Raw genomic sequence first — 25,413 nt, 5'->3', positions numbered from 1 at the left:
GCCGGGACAACCCACTGGTGCGATCAGGGCGACAGAGGAACTTCCACCTCACCCGGCACCCGATCAGGTCGACGGAACTTCCACCTCACCCGGCAACCGATCCGGCCTCAACCCCCGCCAAGCCGTGTGCCGAAGCCGCTGGTCGCCCGGTGTCAGGCGGCGGTACACCACCTCGCCGACGAGCGAAGGTGCCAGCCAATGCGCCCCCCGGGCCCGGTCCCGGGGCACCGCGTTGGCGAACGGGCTCACCGGCCGCTCCAACGGCGCCAGTGTCTCCCGCAGATCCACCAGCATCTGCTCGGTGAACCCTGTCCCCACATCACCGAGGTACAGAAGATCGCCCGTCGCAGGATCGTGCGCACCGAGAAGCAGCGCGCCCAGGGTGGAAGCACGACGCCCCTGGCCCGGCCGCCAGCCCCCGAGGACGACTTCCGTGCTGCGGATCAACGGGTGCTTCAGCCACTCCGGACTCCGCCGGCCTGGGTGGTACCGCGAAGCTCGCGCCTTGACCACCAGGCCTTCGAGCATCATCTTCTGCGCCACGTCCAGCAGGTCCTGCGGCGACATCCCCTGCGCCGACAAGTCCGTGTGGCTGTAGGAGGGGGTGATGGCCGCCAGGCGGCGGTCCCCAGGCGCAAGTGACTCAAGAACAGCCCGGCGTTCGTCGTACGGAGCGTCCAAAAGCGAATCGCCGCCGAGCCGCAGCACGTCGAACACGAAGTACGACACGGAACGCAGGGAACTGTCGTGGTTCTGCAGCAGCCCGAAGTCGGGATGCCCCTGCTCGTCGAGAGCCACGATCTCGCCGTCGAGCACCGCGGGCCGCCCGCCCAGCGCGTCGCCGAACACGCCCAGCAGCTCGGGGAAGCGCCCGGTGAAATCGTTGTTGTTGCGGCTCGTGAGCACGGTGGTGCCGTCGGGGGCCACGCGCATGATGGAGCGGTAGCCGTCCCACTTGAACTCGTAGGCGTAGTCCGGGCTGTCGCGCAGGAGGCCGCCGTCCGGGGTCGCGAGCATCGGCTCGATCGGGGCCGGCACGCGCGACCGCTCAGCACCGCCTGCCATGCCGGCCTCCCGCCTCGGACGTCTCGCTCGCCCCACCGTAAGGCGAACCGAGCGGAAACGTCCACAGTGGTCACCCGCCGTGCGTGCTGCCGCTCTGGTAGTCGGTGTAGGTGTACGGGTTGTCGAGGACCTTCGCCGCGGGGACGTCGGGGTTCATGCCCTGGTCCCAGGCCTCGTCGCCCAGCTGCGCGCGCAGGTGTTCGACCGTCGCGTCCACCGTGCGGCGCACCGCCGCGAGGTCGGCGTCCACGAGGCGGCCGTCGCGCTTCACGATGCGGCCGTCGACCAGCACGGTGTGCACGTCGCCGCGCTGGGCCTGGAACGCGATGTGGCCGTGGGGGTTCAGCAGCGGGAACGACACGGGCGAGTGATCGTTTTTCACCAGCACCAGGTCGGCTTTCTTGCCGACCTCGACGCTGCCCAGCTCCGCCTCGCGCCCGAGGGCCCGGGCGCCGCCGCGGGTGGCCCACTCCACGACCTGGTCGGCGCGCAACGCGGCGTGCGTGACGGTGTCGCCTTTCGCGTGCGCCTCCAGGTGCTCCCGGGACCGGTCGGCGCCCAGTGTGGTGCGCATGGCAGTGAACAGGTCGCCGCTCCACCACACCGACGTGTCCATCGACAGCGACACCGGGATGCCGTGCGAGCGCAGCGCCCAGGTGGGCGGGTAGCCCTGGCCCGCGCTCTGCTCGCTCTCGGTGGACACCGACACCGAACCGCCCGTCGCGGCGATCCGGTGGTACGAGTCGGCCGAGAGCGACGCGCCGTGCACGTAGATCGTCTCCGGCGTCATGAAGCCGTGGTCGTGCATGAGGCGGATGCCGTCGTCGCCGGTCGCCCCCCACACGCCCGCGTGCGTGGTCACGGGCACGCCGAGCTCGCGCGCGACCTCGAACGCCGGCTTCTCCGGGAACGCCGGGTCGCCGGTCACGTCGAACGCGAGCTGGAAGCCGAGCATCGGGTCGCCGGTCATGCGGCGCGCGACGAACTCGCGGAACTCGGGCGCAGCGGTCCAGTGCGCCGGCGCGTCCTGGATGTTGCCGTACGCCAGCACGAACCGGCCCGGCACGGCCTGCAGCGCGTCCACGGCCGCGTCGGCGTGCTCGGTCGTCTGCAGCCCGTGCGACCAGTCCACTGTGGTCGTCACGCCCGCATCGAGCGCTTCCCAGGCGGACAGCAGGTTGCCCGCGTAGACGTCGGCCGGGCGGAACGTCTTGCCGTGTTCCAGGTAGTACCAGACGAAGTACTGCGTCAGCGTCCAGTCGGCGCCGTAGCCGCGCATCGCCGTCTGCCACATGTGCCGATGGGTGTCGATCATGCCCGGCATCACGATGCCGCCGGTCGCGTCGATCTCCACGGTGCCGTCCGGCACGGCCAGTTCCGGGCCGACGGCGGTGATCGTGTCGCCGGTGACCAGCACGTCGTGCCCGGGCAGCACGCGGCGGGTGGCGTCGACGGTCAGCACGGTCCCGCCGCGCAGGACGACCGGCCGGCCGGTGGGCTCGCTCATGGCTGCCTCTCTTCCACGCCGGAGCCCCACGGACCCCCGACGCGTACAATCGTCCGCTTGACGGACAACCAGTGGGGTGAAGACACTTTTGCGCACCGCGGAGCCCCTGTCAATGCCCGGCCGGACCCCGCGCCGCGCGAGGCCGGGCGATGCTGTCCGTCTCGCGGACAGCGAGCGGATACGCTTCGCGGGACGCAGTGCCCGCCAGGCCGTGAGGAGGTCGTGCCATGCCACGAGAGGGAACCGGTCCGGACTTCATCGAGGCGCTCGCCCGCGGGCTCGAAGTGATCGCCGCCTTCCGGCCCAACCAGCCGGTGATGACGCTCGCCGAGGTCGCGACCGCCACGAAGCTGGCCCGCCCCACCGCACGGCGGATCCTGCTGACACTGGAAGAACTCGGCTACGTGCGCGCGGCCGAGCGTGGTTACGCCCTCACGCCCCGCGTGCTCGAGCTCGGCGTCGCCTACGTGCGGTCGATGGGCCTGTGGGACATCGCGCGCCCGCACCTGGAGAAGCTCGTGGCGCAGACGAACGAGTCCTGCTCGATCGCCCAGCTCGACGGGTCCGACATCGTCTACGTGGCCCGGGTTTCGGTGCCGAAGATCGTGTCGCTGGCCGTGCAGATCGGCACCCGGTTCCCGGCGTTGCCGACGTCGCTGGGCAAAGTCCTGCTCGCGGCCCTCTCGCCCGAGGAGCTCGAGACCACGCTCGCCGAGCCGACGCGCTCCGGGCTCGTGCCGCGCTGGCAGCCCGGCCACGCCGAACGCGACGCCGAGCTGCGTGAGGTCCGCGCCCGCGGCTGGGCGCTGACCGACGAGCAGCTCACCCTCGGCATCCGCTCGGTGGCGGCGCCCCTTCGCGACGGGGCCGGCCGCGTGATCGCGAGCGTCAACGTCAACTGCCACGCCGCCGAGACCCCGGTCGACCGCCTGATCGGCCACCACCTGCCACTGCTGCTGCAGGCCGCGGGCGACATCAGCGCGGACTTCGCGCGCCTGGAGGACGTGCCCCACAGTGCCGCCACCGCCGCGCCGACCGTGTCCTGACCCGCGCTTGACCGGCGCGCCGCGCTGGCGCAGACTCTCAGTTGGACGACCCGGACGGACACTGGTCCGCCTGACGGACACGAAGAGAGGCGAAGCATGGAAGACTCCCCGGCGGGAGCGGGCACCGGACCGCTGTCGGGGCTGCTGGTGGCGGACTTCTCCCGGGTGCTGGCCGGCCCGTACGCCACGATGCTGCTCGCCGACCTCGGCGCCGAAGTCGTGAAGGTCGAGGGCCCGCAGGGCGACGAGACCCGCACCTGGATGCCGCCGGTGCGCGGCGAGACCTCCACCTACTACCTCGGCGTGAACCGCGGCAAGCGCTCCATCGCCCTCGACCTGCGCGACGAGGCCGACGCGGCGCTCGGGCGCGAGCTCGCCGCCCGGGCCGACGTGCTCATCGAGAACTTCAAGCCCGGCGGCCTCGCCAAGTACGGCCTCGACTACGAGACCGTCCGCGCCCTCAACCCCGGCCTCGTCTACGCGTCGATCACCGGCTTCGGCTCCGGCGCAGGCAGCCACGTGCCCGGGTACGACCTCATGGTGCAGGCGATCTCCGGCCTGATGAGCCTCACCGGCGACCCTGCCGGGCCGCCGTACCGCGCCGGCATCTCCGTGTTCGACGTGATGGCCGGCAACCACGCCGTGATCGGCATCCTCGCCGCGCTGCGCCACCGCGACGCGACCGGCGCGGGCCAGCTCGTGGAGGTCAACCTGCTGTCCTCGGCGCTCACCGGGCTGGTGAACCACAGCTCCGCCTACGTCGCCGGCGGCGTGGTCCCCTACCGGATGGGCAACGCGCACCCCAGCGTCTTCCCGTACGAGCCGCTGCCGACCGCCGACGACGACATCATCGTCGCCGCGGCCAACGACGGCCAGTTCCGCAAGCTGTGCGACGTGCTCGCCATCCCGGAGATCGCCGAAGACCCGCGCTTCGCGCACAACGCCGACCGCACGCGCAACCGCGAGGAGCTGCGCCCGATCCTCGTCGAGCGCCTGGCCGCCCGCGGCGCCGTCGACTGGTTCGAGGCCCTCACAGCCGTGGGCGTACCGTGCGGCCCGATCTCCACGATCGACGGCGGCTTCGCGATGGCCGAGCGGTTCGGGCTCGATCCCGTGGTCGAGGTCGGCGAAGGCGACCGCGCGGTGCCCACCACGCGCCACCCGTTGCGGCTCTCGGCGACCCCGGCGTCCTACCGGCTGCCACCGCCCGAGCTCGACGAGCACGGTGCCGAGCTGCGCGCCTGGCTCCGTACCCCGCGAGAGGAATCCGAGTGAACGAGCCGGTGTACGAGACGGCGCTCGGAGCGTCGTCGCTCGACAAGATCACCCTGCTCGGCCAGGACCTGGCCCAGGACGTGATGGGCAAGGTCGGCTTCGGCGAGCTGGCCTTCTGGCTCGCCACGCAGCGTCGGCCGACGCCGGGCGAGACCCGCGTGTTCGAGGCCGTGCTCGCGGCGCTGGCCGACCACGGCTTCACCCCGACCGCGATCGTCACGCGGCTGACCTACCTGTCCGCGCCCGACTCGATCCAGGGCGCGCTCGCCGCCGGCCTGCTCGGCGGTGGCTCGCGCTTCCTCGGCGTCACCGAGGACTGCGGCCGATTCCTGCACGAGGTGCTCGCCTCCGCCGGAGAGATCCCCACCGACGACGCCGGCTGGGACGCGCTCGCCCTCGAAACGGTGCGCACGAAACGGGAAGCCCGCGAGTTCGTCCCCGGGCTCGGGCACCACGTGCACAAGCAGGGCGACCCGCGCACACCGCGCCTGCTGGAGATCGCCGCCGAGGAGGGGCTCGTCGGCCCGCACCTGGCGCTGTTCACCGCGATCGGCCGCGTGCACCCGCAGGTGCTCGGCAAAACGCTGCCGCTCAACGGTGCGGGCGTCTGCGGCGCGGCGCTGGCCGACCTCGGGCTGCCTCTGGAGCTACTGCGCGGGTTTGCCCTGCTGGCCCGCACGGCCGGGCTCATCGGGCAGCTCGCCGAGGAACTGCGTCACCCTGTGGGCAACGACATCTTCCTCGCGGTAGACCTGAACAACCGGCCTGTCGCGCCGGACCCGTACACGCCCTGACCCCCTGACACGCACTGGAACCGGCCGAGGAAAAGGACGCCCATGGAGCTCGTCACCGAGGACAACATCACGGAGCTGGCCGCGCGGCGGTGGGGCACCGCGCACGACCCGCGCACGAGGGAGCTGATGACCGCGCTCGTGCGCCACCTGCACGACTTCGCGCGCGAAGTGCGGCTCACCGAGCCGGAGTGGATGGCCGCGATCCAGTGGCTCACCAAAACGGGCCAGATCAGCGACGAGAAGCGCGAGGAGTTCATCCTCGCCTCGGACGTGCTCGGCCTGAGCATGCTCGTCGTGCAGATGAACCACGCCTTCGAGAAGGAAGCCACGCCGGCCACGGTGCTCGGCCCGTTCCACATCGACGGCTCCCCCGAGCTGGACTTCGGCGGCGACATGTCCGACGGCGTCGAAGGCACCCCGCTCTACGTCAGCGGCGCCGTCCGTTCCCTCGACGGCTCCCCCGTCGCCGGCGCACTGCTCGACGTGTGGCAGGCGGACGCCGACGGCTCGTACGAGTCGCAGCTGCCGGAGATCGACGAAGCCCGGTTGCGCGCGAAGTACACCGCTCGCGCCGACGGCACCTACTGCGTGCGCACGATCGCCCCGAAGGGATACTCGATCCCGATGGACGGCCCCGTCGGCGACCTCATCTCGCGCACCGACATCAGCCACTTCCGCCCGGCGCACGTGCACTTCCTCGTGAACGCCGCGGGGCACGAGCCGCTGATCACGCACCTGTTCCAGGAAGGCGCCGAGTACCTCGACAGCGACGTCGTGTTCGGCACCAAACAGGAGCTCGTGGTCACCTTCGAGCCCCGCGAGCCGGGCCCGACACCCGACGGCGGCGAGTCGGCCGTGCCGTGGGTCGAGGCGCGCTACGACTTCGTCCTGCAGCCCGTCGGCTGATCCCGAGAATCCCGACAGTAGAGGCAGTAGAGGCAGCAGAAGGCCCCCAGCGCTCACGAGTCGCTGGGGGCCTTTTGCCTGCGCGGTCAGCGCCCGAGCTGCTCCAGCAAGGCCGGCCACGCGGCGGCGCGAACGTCGAGTTCGCCGCCCTGGCGGTCCTTGGTGTCCCGGATGCCGACCGACTTGATGCCCACGGCGACCTCGACGCACTGGCCGCCGCTACTCGAATACGACGACTTACGCCACAACCGGGTCTCGTCCACGTTCTACCCGCCTTGGTGCTCGGATCGGATGGTCGCCATCAGGTTAGTCGAATCGTCGAAGCCCAGCGCCGTCGCCTGGAGTACCTCCCACGTCGACTCGTACCGGTCCACGTCGCGAGCTTCCTCCAGGTATGAGCCACCGGTGAGGGTGTCGAGGTAGACATACGTGGCCCGATCGGCAAGATCGAGCAGTGTGAAGGGAGTTCCCATCGCCGGATGGCCGCTCACGTCTGTCGGGAGCACCTGCAAGCGGATGCCGGGCGAGTTCGCCGCCGAGATCAGCGCAGCGACCTGATCCGCCATCACACCGCGTCCGCCGACAGGGCGCCGCAGCGCCATTTCGTCGAGGATCACCCACATCCGCAGGTCTCGGGACCGGGCACTCTCCTGGAGTTCGGTCCGGACCTTGAGCCGCTGCTGAATGGTCTCCTCGCTGGCATCCGGCAGACCGAAGCGCAGAACCGCCTCGGTGTACCCCCGGGTTTGGAGCGCACCCGGCACAATGCCTTCCTCGAACTCGCGAATGCGAACCGCGTCGGCCTGCATTTCGATGTAGTCGGTGAGCCGATCCAGCGCATCATCGGAGTAGGCAGCCCACCACCCGCGCTGCTTGGAGCTTCGCGCGAGCTGCACGAGCGCATCCGTTGTCTGCTGGTCCGCCCCGTAGACCTGGGCGAGCCGGTAGGTGTCGTCGCCGTTGACCATGTGCCGCAGCGTTTCGATCCGGCTGAGCTTGGCTTCGGAGAACCCCGCGGCCTCGGCAGCGTCCACAATGGTCAGCCCCGCTTCGGTGCGCAGCCGGCGAAGCGCCGACACCAGGCGCCGACGGCGAAGGGAAGGCGGGTTGGGCACGATCATGCTCCTTTCGAGTGAGGCGAGAGTGTAAATATTGCACTCTCGCCTCAGCTGCTTCAAAGTGTAGTCCCGTGCACACGTGACGTGTCCGGGGAGGGTGAGCGATGACAATAGCGGCAGATGAGGTGACCGGCGAGCTGTCACCAGCGATGATCGAGCGCGGCCTGTTCGCCGTGCATTTCTGGGCAGGAGACACACGCAACCACCGGTACCTGCGCGCTCAGCTGGAAGACGAGGGACGGGACACCTTCAGCCCCGGCTGCACGCAGAACGGCTTTGTCATTCCAGCGCGGTGGGCGTTCCGCTCCGAGCTGTCGCAGGAACTCGGCGATGACCGTGACAAGGCGCGCGACTGCCGCACCTGCTTCCGGCGCCCGCGATGACTGCGCTGGTCCAGCGGTCGGCGCTCGAGCAACTCGACATCGTCGCCGCGCGGCTCGAGGAGGTCCGCGTCGCCGAGGGCCTCACCCTGCGGGAAGCGGGGCGGATCCTCGGCATGCTCGCCGGGAACATCCACTCGCTGCGCACCCGGGCCCGCACCAGCCAGACCCTGCCGACCCTCGACGCCTACGCTCGCCACCTCGGCTATCGCCTGCACGTGGTCCTCGTCGAAGACGACCCAGGACAACGCCGCCCGCCCTGGCGCGAGCGCATGCCCCACGGCGACAACGCCGGCGACGCCCAGGCGATGTCCGAGCTGTGGCAGCTCCTGCAGCACCTGCACACGCTGCGCCGGAAGGCCGGCCTGACCCGCGACGAAGTCGCCGAAACCCTCGGCATCAGCCCACTCACCTTGTGGCGCCTCGAAAACCACCCCGGCGCAGCGGATGCGGCCTTCACCAACGTGCTGCTCTACGCCCGCTTCTACGGCTACACCGTCCAACTCCTCCTCGCCGAGCCGCTGGAGGTGAAGGCGATCGGCAAATGGATGCGCGACGACGGCTCGGTGATCTACGACGGCAACCCCGAAACCGGCGACGACGAAGACCACCCCGACGGCGAATGATCTCCCGGCCGCCGCGTGCTGACCCCGACCGGGCGCGGCGGCCGGGTCCCCACTCCCGCCTCGGGCGGGCTGAGCCGAAGCCCCCAGGGACTCACGAGCCTGGGGGCTTCGTGCTGCGGCCTGCCTGCCGCCTGTTTGCCTGCCAGGCGGGCCGGGAAGACCTAGGCTCGTGCTGGGGACGGCCCGCGCGGCCGCACCGCGACGAGGAGAAGGGACGGCTCCGCCCATGGCGATCGCCACCATCAACCCCGCGACCGGGGAGACGGTCAAGACGTTCACCGAGCTGACCGAGGCCGAGGTCCGGGACAGGATCGGGATCGCGCACGAGCAGTGGCAGACCTACCGGCGCACCACGTTCGCCGAGCGCGCCGCGCTGATGCATGCCACCGCCGACCTTCTCGAGAAAGAAGCCGACGACGTCGCGCGAATGATGACGACCGAGATGGGCAAGACGCTCGCCTCGGCCCGCGCGGAGGCGCTGAAGTCCGCCAAGGGCATGCGGTACTACGCCGACCACGCGCAAGCGTTCCTCGCCGACGAGCCGCTGCCGGACCCGTCGGTGGTCGGCGCGTCGCGTGCGTTGGGCCGCTACCAGCCGCTCGGAGTGGTGCTGGCCGTGATGCCGTGGAACTTCCCGCTGTGGCAGGTGATGCGCTTCGCGGCGCCCGCGCTGATGGCGGGCAATGTCGGGCTGCTCAAGCACGCGTCCAACGTGCCGCAAACCGCGTTGTACCTCGAGGACGTGTTCCGCCGCGGCGGATTCGGTGAAGGCTGCTTCCAGACGCTGCTGGTCTCCTCGCGCCAGGTCGAGCCGATCCTGCGTGACGCGCGCGTCGCCGCCGCCACGCTCACCGGCAGTGAGCCGGCCGGGCGTTCGGTCGCCGCGATCTGCGGTGACGAGGTGAAGCACACCGTGCTGGAACTGGGCGGCAGCGACCCGTTCGTGGTGATGCCCTCGGCCGACCTCGACCGCGCGGCCGAGACCGCGGTGACAGCGCGCACGCAGAACAACGGCCAGTCGTGCATCGCGGCGAAGCGCTTCATCGTGCACACCGACGTCTACGACGAGTTCGCCAGGAAGTTCGTGGAGCGGATGCGCGCGCTGACCGTCGGCGACCCGTTCGACGACGATACGAAGGTCGGGCCGCTGGCCACGGAACAGGGCCGCACCGACGTCGAGGAACTGGTGGACGAGGCCGTTTCCGCGGGCGCCACCGTGCTGTGCGGTGGGAAACGCCCGGATCGCCCGGGTTGGTTCTACCCGCCGACGGTGATCACCGACATCACGCGCGAGATGCGCATCTTCACCGAAGAGGTGTTCGGCCCGGTCGCCTCGCTCTACCGCGCGGCGGACCTCGACGAGGCGCTGGAGATCGCGAACGCGACGTCGTTCGGCCTCGGGTCCAACGCGTGGACCGAGGACGCCGGCGAGATCGAGCGGTTCATCGACGACCTCGACGCCGGGCAGGTGTTCATCAACGGCATGACGGTGTCGTACCCGGAGCTGCCGTTCGGCGGTGTGAAGCGCTCGGGTTACGGCCGCGAGCTGTCGTCGCACGGAATCCGGGAGTTCTGCAACCTCAAGACGGTCTGGGTCGGCTGACGCACGGGGCCCCGGGCGTCAGAGCACGCCCGGGTACGCCCCACCGTCGATGAGCAGGCTCTGGCCGGTGACGAACCCGGCCTGCGCCGAGCACAGGTAGGCGCACGCCGCACCGAACTCCGCGGGCTCGCCGAACCGTCCGGCGGGAATCGCCGCGCGCTGCCGGTCCGCGACGGCTTCCGGCGTCACTCCCGCGTTCGCAGCCGCCGTTTCCTGACCCGAACGCAGGCGGCGGGTGTCGAACGAGCCGGGCAGCAGGAAGTTGATCGTCACGTTGGCGTGCGCGACGGACCGGGCGACACCGGCGAGGAACCCGGTGAGGCCGGCCCGCGCGCCGCTGGAGAGGTCGAGCCCGGCGAGCGGCATCTTGACCGAGCCGGACGTGATGTTCACGATCCGGCCGAACCGGCGTTCCACCATGCCGTCGACGACCAGCTGCACCAGCCGGATCGGCGTGGCCATGTTGGCGCGCACGCCGGCGAACAGCGCGTCTTCGTCGACCTCGCGGAAGTCGCGGAACGGCGGACCGGCGTTGTTGTTCACGAGGATGTCGACCGGTCCCGCGGCCGAGAGCAGCGCGTCCTGCACGGCGTGGTCGCCGAGGTCGCCCGCCACGGGCACCACGGTCGCGCCCGTTTCCGCCGCGAGCTCCGCGGCCGCGGCGCGCGTCGAGTCCTCCGAGCGCCCGTTGACGACGACGGTGCAGCCCGCCCGGGCGAGCTCCGCCGCGCAGGCCCGCCCGAGGCCCTGGGTCGACGCGCACACCACGGCCGTGCGGCCGGCGATTCCGAGATCCACGAGCGTGCTCCCCTCCTTTGACATCGGAAAATCGCCAACGGAAGTCCCGAGTGGACTTTACCCGGCGATCTCGCAGAGCACGTCGCCCTGGGCGCGGCTGTCGCCGACCGCCACCGCGAGCCCCGTGACCACGCCGGATTTGTGCGCCTTCACCGGGTTCTCCATCTTCATCGCCTCCACCACGGCGATGAGGTCGCCGGCCTCGACCTGGTCGCCTTCGGCCACGGCGAGCTTCACGACCGTGCCCTGCATCGGCGTCGTCACCGCGTCGCCGGACACGGCCGTCGCACGCGGACCGAGTGCCACGGCCGCGGAAGCCGCGCGGATCTCGTCGGCCCGGCTGCCCACTTCGGACAGACCGGGCAACGCCACCCGCAGGGCGCGGCCGCCGACGGAGATCGACACCTTGCCGTCGTCGGCGGGTTCGGCGGAGTACTCGGGCAGGGTGTTGGCGAAGTCCTCCTCGATCCAGCGCGTGTGGACGGTGAACCCGTTCTCGGCCGTGAACGCCGGGTCGCGCACCACGGCGCGGTGGAACGGCACCACGGTCGCGAGACCCTCCACCGCCAGTTCGGCCAGCGCCCGCCGGCTGCGAGCCAGAGCCGTCGCGCGGTCGGGCCCGGAGACGATCAGCTTGGCCAGCATCGAGTCGAACTGTCCACCCACGACGCTGCCCGCCTCCACACCGGAGTCAAGGCGGATGCCGGGGCCCTCGGGTACGTCGAAGCGGCGCACGGTGCCGGGCATCGGGAGGAAGCCACGACCCGGGTCCTCGCCGTTGATGCGGAACTCGAACGCGTGCCCGCGTGTTTCGGGATCGGCGATGGTCAGCCGCTCGCCACGGGCGATGCGGAACTGCTCCAGCACGAGGTCGAGGCCCGTCGTCTCCTCGGTCACGGGGTGCTCGACCTGCAGCCGGGTGTTGACCTCGAGGAACGAGATGGTGCCGTCGGTGCCGACGAGGTATTCGACGGTGCCCGCGCCAAGGTATCCCGCCGCCGCGCAGATCTGCTTGGCGGAGGTGTGGATCAGCTCGCGCTGCTCGGCGCTCAGGAACGGCGCCGGGGCTTCCTCCACCAGCTTCTGGTGACGGCGCTGCAACGAGCAGTCGCGGGTGCCGGCCACGACGACCGTGCCGTGGGCGTCGGCGAGCACCTGTGCCTCGACGTGCCGGGGGTGGTCGAGGTAGCGCTCGACGAAACACTCGCCCCGGCCGAAGGCCGCGACGGCTTCGCGCGTGGCGGACTCGAACAGCTCGGGGATCTCTTCGAGCGTGCGCGCGACCTTGAGCCCGCGACCCCCGCCGCCGAACGCGGCCTTGATCGCCACCGGCAGCCCGTGCTCGCGCGCGAACGCCACGACCTCCTCGGCCGACGCCACCGGCTCTTCGGTGCCCGGCACCAGCGGCGCGCCGACGGACCGGGCGATCTTGCGCGCGGTCACCTTGTCGCCGAGGTCGCGGATCGCCTGCGGACCCGGGCCGATCCACACGAGACCGGCGTCGAGCACGGCCTGGGCGAAGGCGGCGTTCTCCGAGAGGAACCCGTAGCCGGGGTGCACGGCGTCGGCGCCGCTGACCTTGGCGACGTCGAGGATCTTGTCGATGTCCAAATAGGACTCGGCGGCCGTGCTGCCGTGCAGCGCGTAGGCCTCGTCGGCGAGGCGGGTGTGCGGCGCCCGGGCGTCCGGGTCGGCGTAGACGGCGACCGACCCCAGCCCGGCGTCACGCGCGGCGCGGATCACGCGTACGGCGATCTCGCCGCGGTTGGCCACCAGCACCTTGGTGAACACCTTCGAGACCACTTCGGTGGACTCAGACACGGGACACTCCCCTCTCCCGGATGCCGGGCAGAACCTCGGTGGCGAACAAGTCGATCGCGCGGTCGTGGTCGGCGCACGCCGGGGCGAAGATCACGCTCTCGGCCCCCGCCGCCGCGTACTCCGCCAGCCGCTCCCGCACGCGGGCCGGTGTGCCGAACAACAGGTAGCGGTCGGCGTAGCCCTCGAAGTCCTGCTGGTAGGTCTCGCTCACCGCCGACACGACCTCACGCCTGGCCCGGTCGCCGTCGGTGTCCACAGCGGACCACAGATAGACCCCGCCGCGGATGTCCTCGGGCGGGCGCCCGTATCCCGCGGCCAGCTTCCGCACCTGCGCCACGCTGTCGGCCAACCGCTCCGGTGAGACCAGGTAGGGCAACCAGCCGTCCGCGTGGCGTGCGGCCCGGCGCATCGCCGCGGGCCGCCGGCCACCGACCCACACCGGCGGCCGGACCGCGGGCACCGGCTGCAGTTCCTGGCCCTCGATCGTGGTGAACTCGCCGCGGAACGTCACCGGTCCCCCGGCGAGCAACCGGTGCAGCACTTCGAGCGCCTCGTCCGTGCGGCGCCCACGCTCGGCGAGCGGCACGCCGACGGCCTCGAACTCCGGCGGGTGTTCACCGCCCACGCCGACCCCGAGCTCGAACCGACCGCGCGACACCGTCGCGAGCGCGGCGACGAGCTTGGCCGCCAGCGCCGCCGGATACACCGGCAGGATCGTGAGCGCGCTCATCAGCCCGATCCGCTCGGTCGCGCCCGCCGCCGCGGCAAGCCCGACGAAGGCGTTGGTCATCGGGCCGTGGAAGAACACGTGCTCACCACAGCAGAAGAAGTCGAACCCGGCCGCTTCGGCGCGGCGCGCGACCGCCGGGATCTCACCGGGGTCCGCCCCGGGCGGGAACATCAGCCCGACGCGCATCAGCTCTCCTCCGGCACACGCGCCAGCACCGTGCGCGCCATCCGCACGTGGACGTCGTCCACCATTTCTCCGTCGACCACGGCCACGCCGGAGTCGGCCGCGGCCAGCACCGCGCGGGCGCGCGCGACCTCGGCCGGCGCCGGCGTGAAGACCTCGTGGGCCAGCTCGACCTGACGCGGGTGCACGCAGATCTTGCCGGTGTAGCCGATCGCACGGCCGGCTTCGGCGTCCACGCGGAACCGGTTGTCGTCGCGGATCGCAACCACGGCCTGGTCCACAGTGGACACTCCACCGAGGTGGGCGGCGAGCCGCACTTCGCTGCGGGCGAAGAGCACCTCGTCGCCGCGGGTGGTGCGGACGCCGCCGATGTCGGCGATGTAGTCCTCGGCTCCGAAGTAGACGGAGTCGATCGCGGCGCTCAAGAGCTCACGGCAGTACGCCACACCGCGCACCGTCTCGAGCCCGACCACGATCGGCACGTCCGCACCGACCTGGGCGCGGACCACGTCGATCTCTTCGCGCCGCTCGTACTTCGGCAGGACGACGCCGACACCGCGCAGCGACGCGACGGCTGCGAGATCGTCGGCGAACCACGGCGAGGTACTCGGGTTGACCCGCACCAGCACCGTCGTGCGCGGGCCGACCTCGAACCCGGCCAGCGCGGCCACGGTCGTCTCGCGAGCTTCGGCCTTCTGCGCCGTGGGCACGGCGTCTTCGAGGTCGACCACGGCCGCGTCGGGCGCGATCGCGGGGATCTTCGCGATCATCGACGCCTTCGAGCCCGGCATGAACAGGAGGCTGCGGGGAACCAATCCGGTCGTCATCATCACACCGGGCTGATCAGGTGGTGGCGGCGGTGGCCCGAACGCTCCCAGCTCCCGGCCGCGCGCAGGCGGCCCAGCAGCTCGGCCCGCAGCGCCTCCGGCTTCACCACCGTGTCGACGTGCAGCTCACCGGCCATCCGCAGCAACGTGAAGTCCGCGGCCTGCTCGGCAACGCGTGCGGCCACGAACGCCTCGCGCTCCGCCGGGTCCTCGATCGCCGCGATCTTGTTGGCGTACACCGCGTTCGCCGATGCCTCGGGGGACATCGTGCCGATCGTCGCGGTCGGCAGCGCGATCGTGGCGCGCGGTTCGAAGCCCGGCGCGCACATCGCGTAGAAGCCGGCCGCGTACGCCTTGCGCAGCACCACGCTGAACTTCGGCACCTCGGCACTCGCCATCGCCGCGACCATCTTCGCACCGTGCCGGATGATCCCCTGCCGCTCCACCGCGACGCCGACCATGAAGCCCGGCACGTCCTGCAAGAACACCAACGGCACGTTGAACGCGTCGCACATCGACACGAACCGCGCCGCCTTGTCAGCCGAGTCCACGAAGATCGCGCCGCTGCGCACCGACGGCTGGTTCGCGACGAACCCGACGGTCTGCCCGCCCAGGCGCGCGAAGCCCGTCACCATCTCCTCGGCCCACGCGGACTTGATCTCGAAGAAGCTCCCGGCGTCGACCAGCCGCAGGATCACGTCGCGCACGTCGTAGGCCGCGTTGGGGTCCTCCGGGATCAGGCCGTCGGGCCACTCCGGGATCTCCGGCGCCACGGCCTCGGCGCGGGCGGGCGCCGAGCGCCAGTCGTCGGGCAGGTACGACAGCAGCAGCCGCGCCGCCGCGATCACCTGCCAGTCCTCGTCGAACACCTCGTCGCCGCAGCCGGAAACGGTGGCGTGCATGGTCGCGCCACCCATTTCCTCCAGCGTGGTGCGCTCGCCGGTCACCTTCTCCGCGACGCGCGGCGAGGCCAGGTACATCGACGCGTTGCCCGCGACCATGCCCACCCAGTCGGTGAACGCCGGCATGTACGCGCCACCCGCGGCCGACGGCCCGTGCAGGCAGCAGATCTGCGGCACCCTCCCGGAAAGCTTCACCTGCAGCTGGAAGATCCGCGACGCGCCGCGCCGCCCGGAGAAGAACCCGAGCTGGTCGGTGAGCCGCCCGCCGGCGGAGTCGACGAGGTAGAAAACCGGCAGCAGGTCACGGTCGGCGCGCTCCAGGATGCGCACCTGCTTCTCGCACGTCAGCTCGCCCCACGACCCGGCCTTCACCGAGAAGTCGTGGGCGATCACGGCGACCGGCCGGCCCTCGACCGTGCCGACGCCGGTGAGCACGCCGTCGGCGGGCAGGCCGTCGCCCGACGCGTCGGCGAGCAGCCCGTCCTCCACCCAGCTGCCGGGGTCGAGCAGCAGCGCGATCCGTTCCCGCACCGGGAGCTTGTTCGGCCAGCGGCTCGCGTCGCCACCCGCCAGCGCGACCTCTTCGGCCTTCTCGAGCTCGGCTGTCACCTCGCTCATCGCGCCGCCCCTTCCGTGACCACCAGGGTCTTCAGCGACGCCGCGAGCACGGTTTCGCCCCGCTGGTTGAGGATCCGGAACGCGGAGGTGACCACACCCTTGCCGTCGCCGCGCGGGGTCAGCTCGGTGACCTCGGTCTCGACGTGGATCGTGTCGCCCACGCGCACCGGCGTGATGAAGCGCAGCTTGTCGATGCCGTAGAACGCCTTCATGGCCTCGGGCCAGAACGTGACCAGGCCCAGCGCGACCGACAGCGAAAGCGCGCCGTGCGCCACGCGTCCGCCGAACACCGGGTCGGCGCCGAAGTACTCGGCGTCGGTGTGCGCCGGGTGCCAGTCGCCGGTGAACATGGCGAACTGGACGATGTCTGTCTCGGTGATCGTGCGGGCCCGGCTGACGTGGGTGTCGCCCACCTTGATCCGGTCGAAGTACTCGGTGATCACGCGGCATCCCCCACCGGTCGGCGGTGCATCAGGCCGGTGCGCTTTGCCCGGCACACCAGTTCGTCGCGCTGGTTGTAGGCGCGGTGCTCGAACACGACGATCCCGGCGCCCGGCCGCGACTTCGAAGCCCGGGCCTCCACGACCTCGCTCTCCACGCGGATCGTGTCGCCCGCGAACACCGGCTTCGGGAACTCCACCTCGGACATCCCGAGCTGCGCCACGATCGTGCCCAGCGTGAGCTCGTACACCGAGAGCCCGACCACCAGCGCGATCGTGAACATGCTGTTCACCAGCGGCTTGCCGAACTCGCTGCGCGAGGCGTAGTCGGCGTCGAGGTGCATCGGCGCCGGGTTCATCGTCATGGTCGTGAACAGCACGTTGTCGGTCTCGGTCACGGTGCGCCGCGTCGCGTGCCGCACCACGGTGCCGACTTCCAGCTGTTCGAACCACCGGCCCGAGACCGGGCGATCGGTGTCTGTGCTCATGGTTTTACCTTTCCGTGCCGGGCCACCGGCGATCTTGAGTCAGAGACTGCCGAACCGCGGCGCTCTGCGCTCGGCGAACGCGGCCAGCCCTTCCCGCGCGCTTGCGCCGGCCAGGTGCGCGAGCAACGTCTCCCGCTCCGCGGTGATCGCGGCGGCGGGTTCGTCGGCGAGTGCCTTGCGGTGCAGGCGTTTCATGCCGCGCAACGCGTCGGGCGCGTGCCGGGCCAGGCGCGCCACGAGCGCGTCGACGGCGTCGTCGAGCTCGGCCGCGGGCACCGCGCTGCTCACGAGCCCGAAGCCCGCGGCGGTGGCGCCGTCGACTATTTCGCCGGTGTAGAGCAACCTGCGGGCGATCTCCGGGGCGACGGCGTGGGTGAGGCGCACCGAACCGCCGGCGCCCGGCAGCAGCCCGTACTCGAGGTGCCGGTCGCCGATCTGCGCGGTCTCGCTGACCACGGCGAGGTCGCAGGCGAGCATGATCTCGCAGCCACCCGCCACCGCGTAGCCGTCGATCACGCAGACGGACACGAACGGCGCGGCTTCCAGCCGGTCGAGGGTCACCCCGATGGACGTGATGTACTCGCGCACCGCGGCCGGGTCGTCGAGCACCGAACGCAGGAACTTCAGCTCGGCGCCGGCCGACAACGTTCCGCCCCGCCCCCGCACCACGACCACCGAGCACTCCCCCGCGGCCGTGATCGCTTTGTCCAGACCGGCGATCACCTCGGGACTGAGCGCGTTGCGCGTGGCCTCCTGGTCGATCGTGATCCGGCCGACGGGACCGTCCGCACTGAACCTGACGGCTTCACTTCCTGATGACAATTCCCGCCGCCTCCCGGTCCCACAGCTCGCCGACGCGGTCCGCGGCGGCGGTCTTCAGCTTGTACTTCTCGATCTTCTCGCTCGGCGTCTTCGGCAGGCCGTCGATGAACTCCAGGTAGCGCGGCACCATGAAGTAGGGCATGCGCTCGTCGCAGAACGCGATGATCTCCTCGTAGGAGGCGCTCGCGCCTTCTTCGAGCACGACGTACACCATCAGGTCGTCCTCGCCCAGTTCCGAAGCCACGGGCACGGCGGCGGCCTCGAGGATCGCCGGGTGTTTGCAGACGATGGTCTCCACCTCGTAGGCGGAGATGTTCTCGCCGCGGCGGCGGATGGCCTCCTTCTTGCGGTCGGAGAAGAAGAGGTACCCGTCTTCGTCGAGCCAGCCGCGGTCGCCGGTGTGGAACCACAGATCGCGCGTGGCGCCGACAGTGGCGTCGGGCATCTTGTAGTACTCCAGCATCGTCATGCCGGGTTCGTTGGGGCGCAGGCGGATCTCGCCGACCTCGCCCTGGGCGACGGGCCGGCCCTCCTCGTCCACGATCTGCACGCTCATGTCGGGCCGCACCCGGCCCGCCGAGGGCACCTTCTCCAGCGGGTCGTCGGGGCTGAACACGGTGACCGCGCAGTTCTCGGTCATCGCGTACACGGAGGTGACCTTCGCGCCGTAGCGTTCGAGGAACCCTTCGGCCAGCTCGCGGGAGTTCGGCACCATCATGCAGATCCGCACCGAGTGGTCGCGGTCGCGCTCCGAGCGCGGCTGCTGCCAGATGATGTTCGCCATCGCGCCCAGCGCGTTGAACACCGTGGCTTTCGACTCGCGGATCTGCGACCAGAACCGGCTGGCCGAGAAGTGCGGGTACAAGGCCACCGACGCTTCCGCCCACAACGCGGCGTACACCGTGTACCAGATGGCGTTGCCGTGGAAGACCGGCAGGCACGTGTAGAGCACGTCGTCCTGGCGGTAGGAGTTGAGCGATGCCATCTGGTGGCCCACGGCGTGGCCCTGCGCCTGCGGGCAGATCGCGCCCTTGGACGGGCCCGTGGTGCCGGAGGTGTAGAGGATCAGGTGCGGGTCGTTCCAGCGCACGGGCTCGGCGAGCCGCGGCGGCTCGGGTGAGGCCTGGCCGAGGTCGGCGAGGTCGTGCGTGGTGATCCCGTCCAGCGCGGCCAGCTGCGCCGGGTCGGAGCCGAGCCCCAGCACCGTGCGCACGGCCGGCACCTCGGGCAGCACGGCGGCGACGCGCGTGAGCAGGTCGCCGGCCACGCACACGGCCGTGGAGTCGGACTGGTCGAGGAAGTAGCGCAGCAGCTCACCCTTGGCGGCCGTGTTGAGCGGCACTGCCACGGCGCCGAGCTTGCCCAGGCCCCAGAGCGTCCACAGGAACTCCGGACCGTTGGGCATCATCATCGCCACGTGGTCGCCCCGGCCGATGCCGAGGGCGGCGAACCCGTTGGCGTAGCGGTTGGTCATCTCGTCGAGGTCGCGGTAGGTGAAGGTGCGCCCCGCCCAGTGCAGGAACGGGCGGTCGCCGACGCGGGCGGCTTTGTCGGCGAGGATGTGCGCGGTGGTCCTCTGGTCGATCTCGTAGTAGCGCATCGTCGGGCTGCCTCCAAGTCTCACCTCCGGACGCTAATCGCACAGGCGCGATCGGTCAACAAACAGTTGTTGCACGCGATTGGCCCATCGACTCGTCACTCGCCGTAGTGTCTAATGGGCGGGTGTCCGAACGAGCCACCGACTACGTCACGCCCATCGTCGAGATCGCCGCGAGCCTGTTCGCCCGCAAGGGCTACCACGGGACTTCGATGCGCGACATCGGCCGGGAGGTCGGCGTGCACGCCGGAAGCCTGTACGTGCACATCCAGAGCAAAGAGGACCTGCTCGAGGCGATCGTGCACAGCATCATGGAACGCTCCGAGCGCGACATGGAGGAGATCATCGCCGCGGGCGGTACCGCCACCGAGCAGCTGCGCCAGGTCGCCGCGCGCGACCTCAAGCTCATCGGCGAGAACAAGGAGTTCGCCACCGTGTTCTTCCACGAGTGGCGCCAGCTCAGCGAACCGCGCCAGCAGGCCGTGATCGCGAGCCGCGACCGCTGGGAAACGGGGCTGCGCGGCATCATCACGCAAGGCATTGAGGCCGGCGAGTTCCGTGAAGCCGACCCGCGCATCGCGGGCATCGCGCTCACGAGCATCCTGAATTGGGCGTATGTCTGGTATTCCCCGGACGGCTCGCTCACCACTGACGAGCTCGCGGACCGCTTCGCCGATCTGCTGATCGAAGGCCTGCGCGCACACTGAATCCCGGCTGTGGTCGCGGTCTCGCGCGGCGGGCACCTCGCGGACTTATGATCGCGGCATGCTCGAACTCTCCCCGGATCAGCTGCTGTCCACCACTCGCGCGGTGCGCAAGCGCCTCGACTTCAGCCGCGACGTGCCCGACGACCTCATCCGCGAGTGCGTCGCCCTCGCCCTGCAAGCCCCGGCCGGCTCGAACGTCGTCACAGCCCGCTTCGTGGTCGTGCGCGACGAAGCCAAGCGCTGCGCCATCGGCGAGATCTACGGCTCGATCTTCGCGCAGTACAAGGCATCGCCCGGCTACCCGGGCAAGAACGACGGCGCCACCGAGCGCGACCGCGTGCAGTCGCGCGTGGCCAGCTCGGCCGATTACCTCGGCGACCACATGGGTGAAGCGCCAGTGCTCGTGCTGGCCTGCAACGAAGGCACCGACCGCGCGTCAGCCACGGCGGGCATGTCCAACGTGTTGCCGGCGACGTGGAGCTTCATGCTGGCCGCCCGCGCCCGTGGCCTCGGCACGGCGTGGACGTCCATGCACGTGGTCCGGGAGCAGGAGGTCGCGGACCTCCTCGGGATCCCGTACGAGACCGTCGCGCAGGCCGTGCTGACCCCGCTGGCGTACACGAAGGGCACGGACTTCCGCCCGGCCTCCCGGCCTGCTCCGGACGAGGTGACCCACTGGGACAAGTGGTGACTTCGAGGAGTACGTAGAAACAACCGGGTCCGGCCCGGTGAATTCCCAGCCGGACCCGGTTCTCCGACAGCTCGGCCGAGCGTCAGCCGAGGCCGTGCTGCTTCGCGATCTTGCTGCCGTACTCCTTCCACCAGTTCTCGTTCACCGGGTTGGCGTGGTAGGTCGAGGTCCACTTACCCTTGACCGGGTCGTACTGGCTGGTCATGTCGTACTGAATGCCGTCATCCTTGGCGTTCTTGTCGTACTGGATCACCTTGTTGTTACGATCTTCGACCGCGGCCGCGTAGTCGTCTTCGGCGGCCTTTTTCTTAGCGTTCGCATCCCCGAGCTCGCCGGCTTTACGCTGAATATCTGCTTTGATTTCCTCCAGCTTGGCGGTCTTCGCTTCCGGAGTCAGATCCTTGGAAGCCTTGACTTCAGCGTATTCCGCCTGCTTGTTCTTTCCTTCGATCTTGATTTCTTCGATGTTCGAGTCGTGCTCGTCGATCTTGGCCTTCTTGCCGGCAATGTCCTCGTCGATCTGCTTGGCCGGACCCTCGTTGGTGTGCTTGGCGACCTGCGGCCCGAGGTACTTCTCGTGGAACTTCCCATCCACCTGCGCCGGGAACTTGGTCCCCGAACCGCCCTTGTACGGGTCCATCCCGAGGAAACTGTTGCCGCCGGTCTGGTGCTTGGCCTGGTGGGAGTCGACGTGCACCTCGACCCCGTCGTGCTCGCCGAGGCTCACCGAAGCCTTGCCACCGCCCGAACCCGAACCCGACGCTGTGTCGGTGTCGTTCGCCTTGGACTTGCCCTTGCCCTTCTTGTCCGGGACGTTGCTCGCGTCGTTGCCGGCGCCCGGGCGGTCGCTGACGTTGCTCGAGCCGCCCGCGCCGCAGGCGCCCTTCTTCTTGGCCAGGCCCAGTGGATCGCAGTCGGCGAACGGGTTGGGCACGTAGGCGACCGGGTTGTCGGCCGGCCCCAGCCCGAGCGGGTCCTGGCTGAGGTAGCGGCCGGTGGCCGGGTCGTAGTAGCGGTAGACGTTGTAGTGCAGGCCCGACTCCGCGTCCGCGTACTGGCCCGGGAAGCGCAGCGGCGTCAGCGTCGTGCCACCGGAGCGGTCCCAGAGCCCGCCGCTTTCGCGCCACGCGGTGGCGCCGTCGGCGTCGATGAGCTCCGTCGGGGTCCCGAGCAGGTCGGTGACGATGGAGTAGAACCGCTCGTCCGCGGCGGCCGGCCGGCCGATCTGCACGATCGGGCGATCGTCTTCGGGGTGGTACTCCCAGGTCGTCACGGTCTGCCGGCCGACCTCGTCGACATGGCTCTGTTCCACCAGCTGCGCACCGCTCCACGAGAATGCGAAGCTCTCGGCCATGTGCCACGTGTCGCCGGCGAAGACCAGGCGCTGCTTGCCGATGCGGCGCCCCACCGGGTCGTAGCGGTACACCCACCGGCTGCCGTCGGGTGTCAGCAGTCCAGTCAGCCGGTCGTGGGCGTCCCAGGTGTAGCGCCACACCCGCTCGCCTTCGCGGCGCATCACTACGCGCCCCTGCAGGTCGTTTTCGTAGGTCGCGGCGCCCGCGGCCACCAGGCTGTTGCGGGCGTAGTGCCGCCGCCCGGCCGTGGGGCCGGCGGTGGGCGCGCCGGACTCGACGACGTTGCCCAGACCGTCGTAGCGGTACTGCCGGCTGCCCTGCGGCGTCTGCAGTTCCACCACGCGGCCGACGGAGTCGAGGGACATCCGCGTCGGCCCGGCCACGTCGTCGTCGATGCCGGCGAGGAAACCGTCGCGCCGGTAGGTGAACCGGCGGCTGCGCTCGGACTCGCCGATCCGCACCGACTGCGCGATCAGGTTCTCGTCGCTGTCGAAGGCGTGGGAGACGACCACCCGGTCGTCGACGGTCCGCGACACCTCCCGGCGGCCCTCGTCGTGGCGCAGGCGCACCGAGTGCCCGCCGACCGTCAGCGCGTCGGGGTTGCCCGCAGAGTCGAAGCTCCACACGCTCTCCACACCGGACGGGGTGCGCCGGACCAGCGCGCCACCGCCGTCGCGGCCGGTGGTCACGGTGCGGCCGTCGACGGTCTCGCTCAGCAGCTCGCCCTCCGGGTCGTACTCGACGCGCAGCTCGACGTCGCCGATCACGGCGTGGATCATCCGCCCGACCGGGTCGTGGGTGTAGCGCGTCGTCCCCGTCGGGGTGCGGCGTTCGAGGACGTTGCCGAGCTGGTCGTACACGTACTCGGTCACGTCGCCGGCTCCGTTGACCGACCGGACCAGTTGCCCGGCCGGGTCGTACTCGAAGCGCAGCACGCGTCCGTCGAAGTCGATCTCTTCCAGGACCCGGCCCGCCGGGTCGTGGCGGTAGTGCCACTGCAGCCCGAGCGGGTTGGTCACCGTCGTGAGGCGGAGCTCGGTGTCGTAGGCGTAGGTGGTCCTCGCGCCGGAGGCGTCGACCGACGCCGTCCGCAACCCAAACGGCCCGTACTCGATCCGGGTCGCGAACCCCGCGCCGTTGACGTGCTCGACCTCGTTGCCCTCCGCGTCGTACCGCCGGGCCTCCCGGGTCCCGGACGGGTGGACCCGCAGGTTCTCCTCACCCTCGACGGTCCAGCCGAGCCGGACCTGCCGCCGCGACCGGTTGAGCACGGTGGTCGCGCGGCCGAACACGTCGCGCGCGTCCGGCGCCGCGATGGCGCCGGTGCTCGTCGGCGCGACCGCCGGGCTCGCGTTCTGGCGGTCGATCACCTCGGTGTAGCTCAGCGCGGTCGACACCCCGAGCGGGTCGGCCAGCGGATCGGGCACGTTGTCGCCGCTGTACGTGCGGCTCCAGTAGCGGTTCTCGTCCCGCACCGTGATCGTCAGCTCGGTGTCGTCCCCGCCGACCTCGACGACGGAACCGTCGGGGCGGGTCACGGACATCAGCTCGCCGTCGGCATCGTAGGAGTACGCCGTCGTGCGGCCGAGCGGGTCGACGCGCTCGAGCAGCCGGTCGTAGCGGTCCCAGACGTAGCCCGTCACGTTCCCCAGCGGGTCGACGCGGCGCAGCATCTGGTTCGCCTCGTTGAGCTGGTACTCCGTGACGTTGCCCAGGGAGTCGGAGTAGCGCGTGATCAGCCGCTCGCGGTCGTAGGCGAAGGCGCCGCTGAAGTAACCCTGCGGGCCCACGGTGCGCACGCAGCGGCCCTCGGCGTCGTAGACGTAGCGGTACCAGGTACCGGTGCGGTCCTGCCAGCCGACCATGCGGCCGTGCACGTCGTAGTCGTAGCCCGCCGCGAGGCCGGACGAGTTCGAGGCGTTCGTCAGCTGGCCCAGCCTGTTGTAGCCGAACCTGGCGACGGTCACCGACACGTCGCCGGCCGCATCGACGACGTCGACCCCGGTGATCCGGCCCTGCTCGCTGAGCAATCGGACCGCACGACCGTCGGATCGGGTGAGCCCGGCCGGCACGCCGGACGGACCGTACTCGAAGTCGATCCGGTCACCGCCGGCGTGCTCGATCGCGACAAGGGGGAACACCCCGGGACGCGACCCCGCGACCGCGGCGAACTCCAGGTCCACCTGCCCCGCCGGGTCGGCCAGCCGATAACCCGACTCGGTGGCGACCAACGGCAGCCTCGGGCCCTCGATCGGGAGCACGGCCGCGTTCGCGCCCGGCAACGGGTACACGAGGATCATCCCGTCCGCCGAGAAGTAGCAGGCGTTCTCGTCGTCGAACTCCAGACGCTGGTCCAGAGTGGACGCCCACGTCGCGCCGAACAGCCGGCCGGCGCGGTAGGACGAGATGTGCGTGCGCTCCAGCGAAAGCTCCGGCAGCCCGGGCATCAGCAGATCGAGCGCCGTCATCACCACGTCGCCGGTCGCGATGTCGACCGGGTCCGACTCGCACACGCGATCGTCGCTGCCGACCGCGCGGTCGCGTGGTGGCTCCGGCTTGTCGGGCAGACCCCTCGAGTTCCCGGCACCGGACGTCTTGGTGCCCGACCCGGAGTCGGGCGTTTTGGTCGGGGGCAGGTCGCCACCGCCGGCACTGCTGCCCCCGCTCGAGGTGCTGTCGCCGGTTTTAGGCGGGGGCGTGCCCCCCTCGCCCTTGCCGCCGCCGGCACCCGACGCATGGGTGGCGTCGTCGCCCGACTTCGAGCCGGCCGGTGGCGAGTAGTCCTTCGAACCGCCGCCCTCGTAACCCGAGGCGTGGGTCCCGTCGTCGCCGGCCGACTTGCCCGGCGGCGGCGTGTAGTCCTTCGGCGCGCCCTCGTAACCCGAGGCGTGGGTCCCGTCGTCGCCGGCCGACTTGCCCGGCGGCGGCGTGTAGTCCTTCGGCGCGCCCTCGTAACCCGAGGCGTGCGTCCCGTCGTCGCCGGCCGACTTGCCCGGCGGCGGCGTGTAGTCCTTCGGCGCGCCCTCGTAACCCGAGGCGTGAGTCCCATCGTCGCCGGCCGACTTGCCCGGCGGCGGCGTGTAGTCCTTCGGCGCGCCCTCGTAACCCGAGGCG

The 25,413-nt window shown here is 70.7% G+C and carries 23 protein-coding genes; 9 read left to right on the top strand and 14 right to left on the bottom strand.

Features of this window, described 5'->3' with window-relative positions; all coding sequences use genetic code 11:
* Nucleotides 1-63 precede the first annotated feature (63 nt).
* Nucleotides 64-1,065 carry a non-homologous end-joining DNA ligase gene (gene ligD, locus AB0383_RS21375; RefSeq protein ID WP_366188342.1) on the bottom strand — a complete coding sequence of 334 codons (1,002 nt, stop codon included), beginning with the start codon at nt 1,063-1,065 and terminating at the stop codon, nt 64-66.
* Between the two features lie 70 nt (nt 1,066-1,135).
* Nucleotides 1,136-2,572: an amidohydrolase family protein gene (locus AB0383_RS21370; protein WP_366188341.1), complete on the bottom strand. Its 1,437-nt coding sequence runs from the start codon at nt 2,570-2,572 to the stop codon at nt 1,136-1,138.
* A 227-nt stretch (nt 2,573-2,799) separates the two neighbouring features.
* On the opposite strand from AB0383_RS21370, the gene AB0383_RS21365 reads away from it, so the two are divergent.
* The 4 genes from AB0383_RS21365 to AB0383_RS21350 all read left to right on the top strand — a co-directional run bounded on the left by AB0383_RS21365 (nt 2,800) and on the right by AB0383_RS21350 (nt 6,593).
* The gene (locus AB0383_RS21365; protein ID WP_366188340.1) at nt 2,800-3,618 is read left to right on the top strand and encodes an IclR family transcriptional regulator C-terminal domain-containing protein; all 819 of its coding nucleotides are present in this window, start codon (nt 2,800-2,802) and stop codon (nt 3,616-3,618) included.
* 96 nt (nt 3,619-3,714) lie between these two features.
* The gene (locus AB0383_RS21360; protein ID WP_366188339.1) at nt 3,715-4,893 is read left to right on the top strand and encodes a CoA transferase; all 1,179 of its coding nucleotides are present in this window, start codon (nt 3,715-3,717) and stop codon (nt 4,891-4,893) included.
* Nucleotides 4,890-5,687, top strand: a complete 798-nt coding sequence (locus tag AB0383_RS21355; protein ID WP_364171214.1) for a citryl-CoA lyase — start codon at nt 4,890-4,892, stop codon at nt 5,685-5,687. The genes AB0383_RS21360 and AB0383_RS21355 overlap by 4 nt, the downstream gene beginning before the upstream one ends.
* A 42-nt stretch (nt 5,688-5,729) precedes the next feature.
* On the top strand, nt 5,730-6,593 hold the full coding sequence (locus AB0383_RS21350; RefSeq protein WP_366188338.1) for a dioxygenase: 864 nt from the start codon (nt 5,730-5,732) through the stop codon (nt 6,591-6,593).
* 86 nt (nt 6,594-6,679) lie between these two features.
* On the opposite strand, the gene AB0383_RS21345 is transcribed toward AB0383_RS21350, so the two are convergent.
* Together AB0383_RS21345 and AB0383_RS21340 are read right to left on the bottom strand one after the other, a co-directional pair.
* Nucleotides 6,680-6,856: a DUF397 domain-containing protein gene (locus tag AB0383_RS21345; RefSeq protein ID WP_366188337.1), complete on the bottom strand. Its 177-nt coding sequence runs from the start codon at nt 6,854-6,856 to the stop codon at nt 6,680-6,682.
* A gap of 3 nt (nt 6,857-6,859) precedes the next feature.
* Nucleotides 6,860-7,714 (bottom strand): helix-turn-helix transcriptional regulator, encoded by an 855-nt coding sequence (locus AB0383_RS21340; protein WP_366188336.1) that lies wholly within the window; start codon nt 7,712-7,714, stop codon nt 6,860-6,862.
* Nucleotides 7,715-7,836: 122 nt separating this feature from the next.
* On the opposite strand from AB0383_RS21340, the gene AB0383_RS21335 reads away from it, so the two are divergent.
* From AB0383_RS21335 to AB0383_RS21325, 3 genes are all read left to right on the top strand, one after another.
* Nucleotides 7,837-8,094: a hypothetical protein gene (locus AB0383_RS21335; protein ID WP_364171221.1), complete on the top strand. Its 258-nt coding sequence runs from the start codon at nt 7,837-7,839 to the stop codon at nt 8,092-8,094.
* Nucleotides 8,091-8,717, top strand: a complete 627-nt coding sequence (locus AB0383_RS21330) for a helix-turn-helix transcriptional regulator (RefSeq protein WP_366188335.1) — start codon at nt 8,091-8,093, stop codon at nt 8,715-8,717. Before AB0383_RS21335 ends, AB0383_RS21330 begins: the two co-directional genes overlap by 4 nt.
* A gap of 226 nt (nt 8,718-8,943) precedes the next feature.
* Complete coding sequence (locus AB0383_RS21325; RefSeq protein ID WP_366188334.1) at nt 8,944-10,320, top strand: NADP-dependent succinic semialdehyde dehydrogenase; 1,377 nt, start codon at nt 8,944-8,946, stop codon at nt 10,318-10,320.
* A gap of 18 nt (nt 10,321-10,338) precedes the next feature.
* Here AB0383_RS21325 and AB0383_RS21320 read toward each other — a convergent pair whose 3' ends face one another.
* From AB0383_RS21320 to AB0383_RS21280, 9 genes are read right to left on the bottom strand one after another with little or no spacing between them, the layout of a single operon-like run.
* On the bottom strand, nt 10,339-11,118 hold the full coding sequence (locus AB0383_RS21320) for an SDR family oxidoreductase (protein WP_366188333.1): 780 nt from the start codon (nt 11,116-11,118) through the stop codon (nt 10,339-10,341).
* A gap of 57 nt (nt 11,119-11,175) precedes the next feature.
* Entirely contained in the window at nt 11,176-12,939 is a 1,764-nt protein-coding gene (locus tag AB0383_RS21315; RefSeq protein ID WP_366188332.1) for a biotin carboxylase N-terminal domain-containing protein, read from the bottom strand.
* Entirely contained in the window at nt 12,932-13,855 is a 924-nt protein-coding gene (locus tag AB0383_RS21310; protein ID WP_366188331.1) for an LLM class flavin-dependent oxidoreductase, read from the bottom strand. Before AB0383_RS21310 ends, AB0383_RS21315 begins: the two co-directional genes overlap by 8 nt.
* Complete coding sequence (locus tag AB0383_RS21305) at nt 13,855-14,679, bottom strand: CoA ester lyase (RefSeq protein ID WP_366188330.1); 825 nt, start codon at nt 14,677-14,679, stop codon at nt 13,855-13,857. Before AB0383_RS21305 ends, AB0383_RS21310 begins: the two co-directional genes overlap by 1 nt.
* A gap of 2 nt (nt 14,680-14,681) precedes the next feature.
* Nucleotides 14,682-16,199: an acyl-CoA carboxylase subunit beta gene (locus tag AB0383_RS21300; protein WP_366188329.1), complete on the bottom strand. Its 1,518-nt coding sequence runs from the start codon at nt 16,197-16,199 to the stop codon at nt 14,682-14,684.
* Nucleotides 16,196-16,642 (bottom strand): MaoC/PaaZ C-terminal domain-containing protein, encoded by a 447-nt coding sequence (locus AB0383_RS21295; RefSeq protein WP_364171233.1) that lies wholly within the window; start codon nt 16,640-16,642, stop codon nt 16,196-16,198. Before AB0383_RS21295 ends, AB0383_RS21300 begins: the two co-directional genes overlap by 4 nt.
* A complete protein-coding gene (locus AB0383_RS21290) occupies nt 16,639-17,127 on the bottom strand; it encodes a MaoC family dehydratase (RefSeq protein ID WP_364171235.1) in 489 nt (162 codons plus the stop codon). Before AB0383_RS21290 ends, AB0383_RS21295 begins: the two co-directional genes overlap by 4 nt.
* 39 nt (nt 17,128-17,166) lie before the next feature.
* Nucleotides 17,167-17,949, bottom strand: coding sequence for an enoyl-CoA hydratase-related protein (locus AB0383_RS21285; protein WP_366188328.1), 783 nt, complete (start codon nt 17,947-17,949; stop codon nt 17,167-17,169).
* Nucleotides 17,933-19,573 carry an AMP-binding protein gene (locus AB0383_RS21280; protein ID WP_366188327.1) on the bottom strand — a complete coding sequence of 547 codons (1,641 nt, stop codon included), beginning with the start codon at nt 19,571-19,573 and terminating at the stop codon, nt 17,933-17,935. Before AB0383_RS21280 ends, AB0383_RS21285 begins: the two co-directional genes overlap by 17 nt.
* Nucleotides 19,574-19,671: 98 nt before the next feature.
* Here AB0383_RS21280 and AB0383_RS21275 point away from each other — a divergent pair, with 98 nt between their 5' ends.
* Together AB0383_RS21275 and AB0383_RS21270 are read left to right on the top strand one after the other, a co-directional pair.
* Nucleotides 19,672-20,253, top strand: coding sequence for a TetR/AcrR family transcriptional regulator (locus tag AB0383_RS21275; protein WP_364171241.1), 582 nt, complete (start codon nt 19,672-19,674; stop codon nt 20,251-20,253).
* 58 nt (nt 20,254-20,311) lie between these two features.
* Entirely contained in the window at nt 20,312-20,944 is a 633-nt protein-coding gene (locus tag AB0383_RS21270) for a nitroreductase family protein (protein WP_366188326.1), read from the top strand.
* 82 nt (nt 20,945-21,026) lie between these two features.
* Here AB0383_RS21270 and AB0383_RS21265 read toward each other — a convergent pair.
* A partial coding sequence (locus AB0383_RS21265) for an RHS repeat-associated core domain-containing protein (RefSeq protein ID WP_366188325.1) occupies nt 21,027-25,413 on the bottom strand: 4,387 nt, incomplete at its 5' end.

It is taken from the genome of Amycolatopsis sp. NPDC051373, from assembly GCF_040689465.1.
In the GTDB taxonomy this organism is placed as follows: Bacteria; Actinomycetota; Actinomycetes; order Mycobacteriales; family Pseudonocardiaceae; genus Amycolatopsis.
This window is presented reverse-complemented; position numbering and strand designations above follow the sequence as displayed.

Coding starts and splice junctions, on each gene's coding strand:
- ligD (WP_366188342.1), bottom strand. CDS start 1,065: ATGGCAGGCGGTGCTGAGCGGTCGCGCGTGCCGGCCCCGATCGAGCCG.
- AB0383_RS21370 (WP_366188341.1), bottom strand. CDS start 2,572: ATGAGCGAGCCCACCGGCCGGCCGGTCGTCCTGCGCGGCGGGACCGTG.
- AB0383_RS21365 (WP_366188340.1), top strand. CDS start 2,800: ATGCCACGAGAGGGAACCGGTCCGGACTTCATCGAGGCGCTCGCCCGC.
- AB0383_RS21360 (WP_366188339.1), top strand. CDS start 3,715: ATGGAAGACTCCCCGGCGGGAGCGGGCACCGGACCGCTGTCGGGGCTG.
- AB0383_RS21350 (WP_366188338.1), top strand. CDS start 5,730: ATGGAGCTCGTCACCGAGGACAACATCACGGAGCTGGCCGCGCGGCGG.
- AB0383_RS21340 (WP_366188336.1), bottom strand. CDS start 7,714: ATGATCGTGCCCAACCCGCCTTCCCTTCGCCGTCGGCGCCTGGTGTCG.
- AB0383_RS21330 (WP_366188335.1), top strand. CDS start 8,091: ATGACTGCGCTGGTCCAGCGGTCGGCGCTCGAGCAACTCGACATCGTC.
- AB0383_RS21325 (WP_366188334.1), top strand. CDS start 8,944: ATGGCGATCGCCACCATCAACCCCGCGACCGGGGAGACGGTCAAGACG.
- AB0383_RS21310 (WP_366188331.1), bottom strand. CDS start 13,855: ATGCGCGTCGGGCTGATGTTCCCGCCCGGGGCGGACCCCGGTGAGATC.
- AB0383_RS21305 (WP_366188330.1), bottom strand. CDS start 14,679: ATGACGACCGGATTGGTTCCCCGCAGCCTCCTGTTCATGCCGGGCTCG.
- AB0383_RS21300 (WP_366188329.1), bottom strand. CDS start 16,199: ATGAGCGAGGTGACAGCCGAGCTCGAGAAGGCCGAAGAGGTCGCGCTG.
- AB0383_RS21290 (WP_364171235.1), bottom strand. CDS start 17,127: ATGAGCACAGACACCGATCGCCCGGTCTCGGGCCGGTGGTTCGAACAG.
- AB0383_RS21270 (WP_366188326.1), top strand. CDS start 20,312: ATGCTCGAACTCTCCCCGGATCAGCTGCTGTCCACCACTCGCGCGGTG.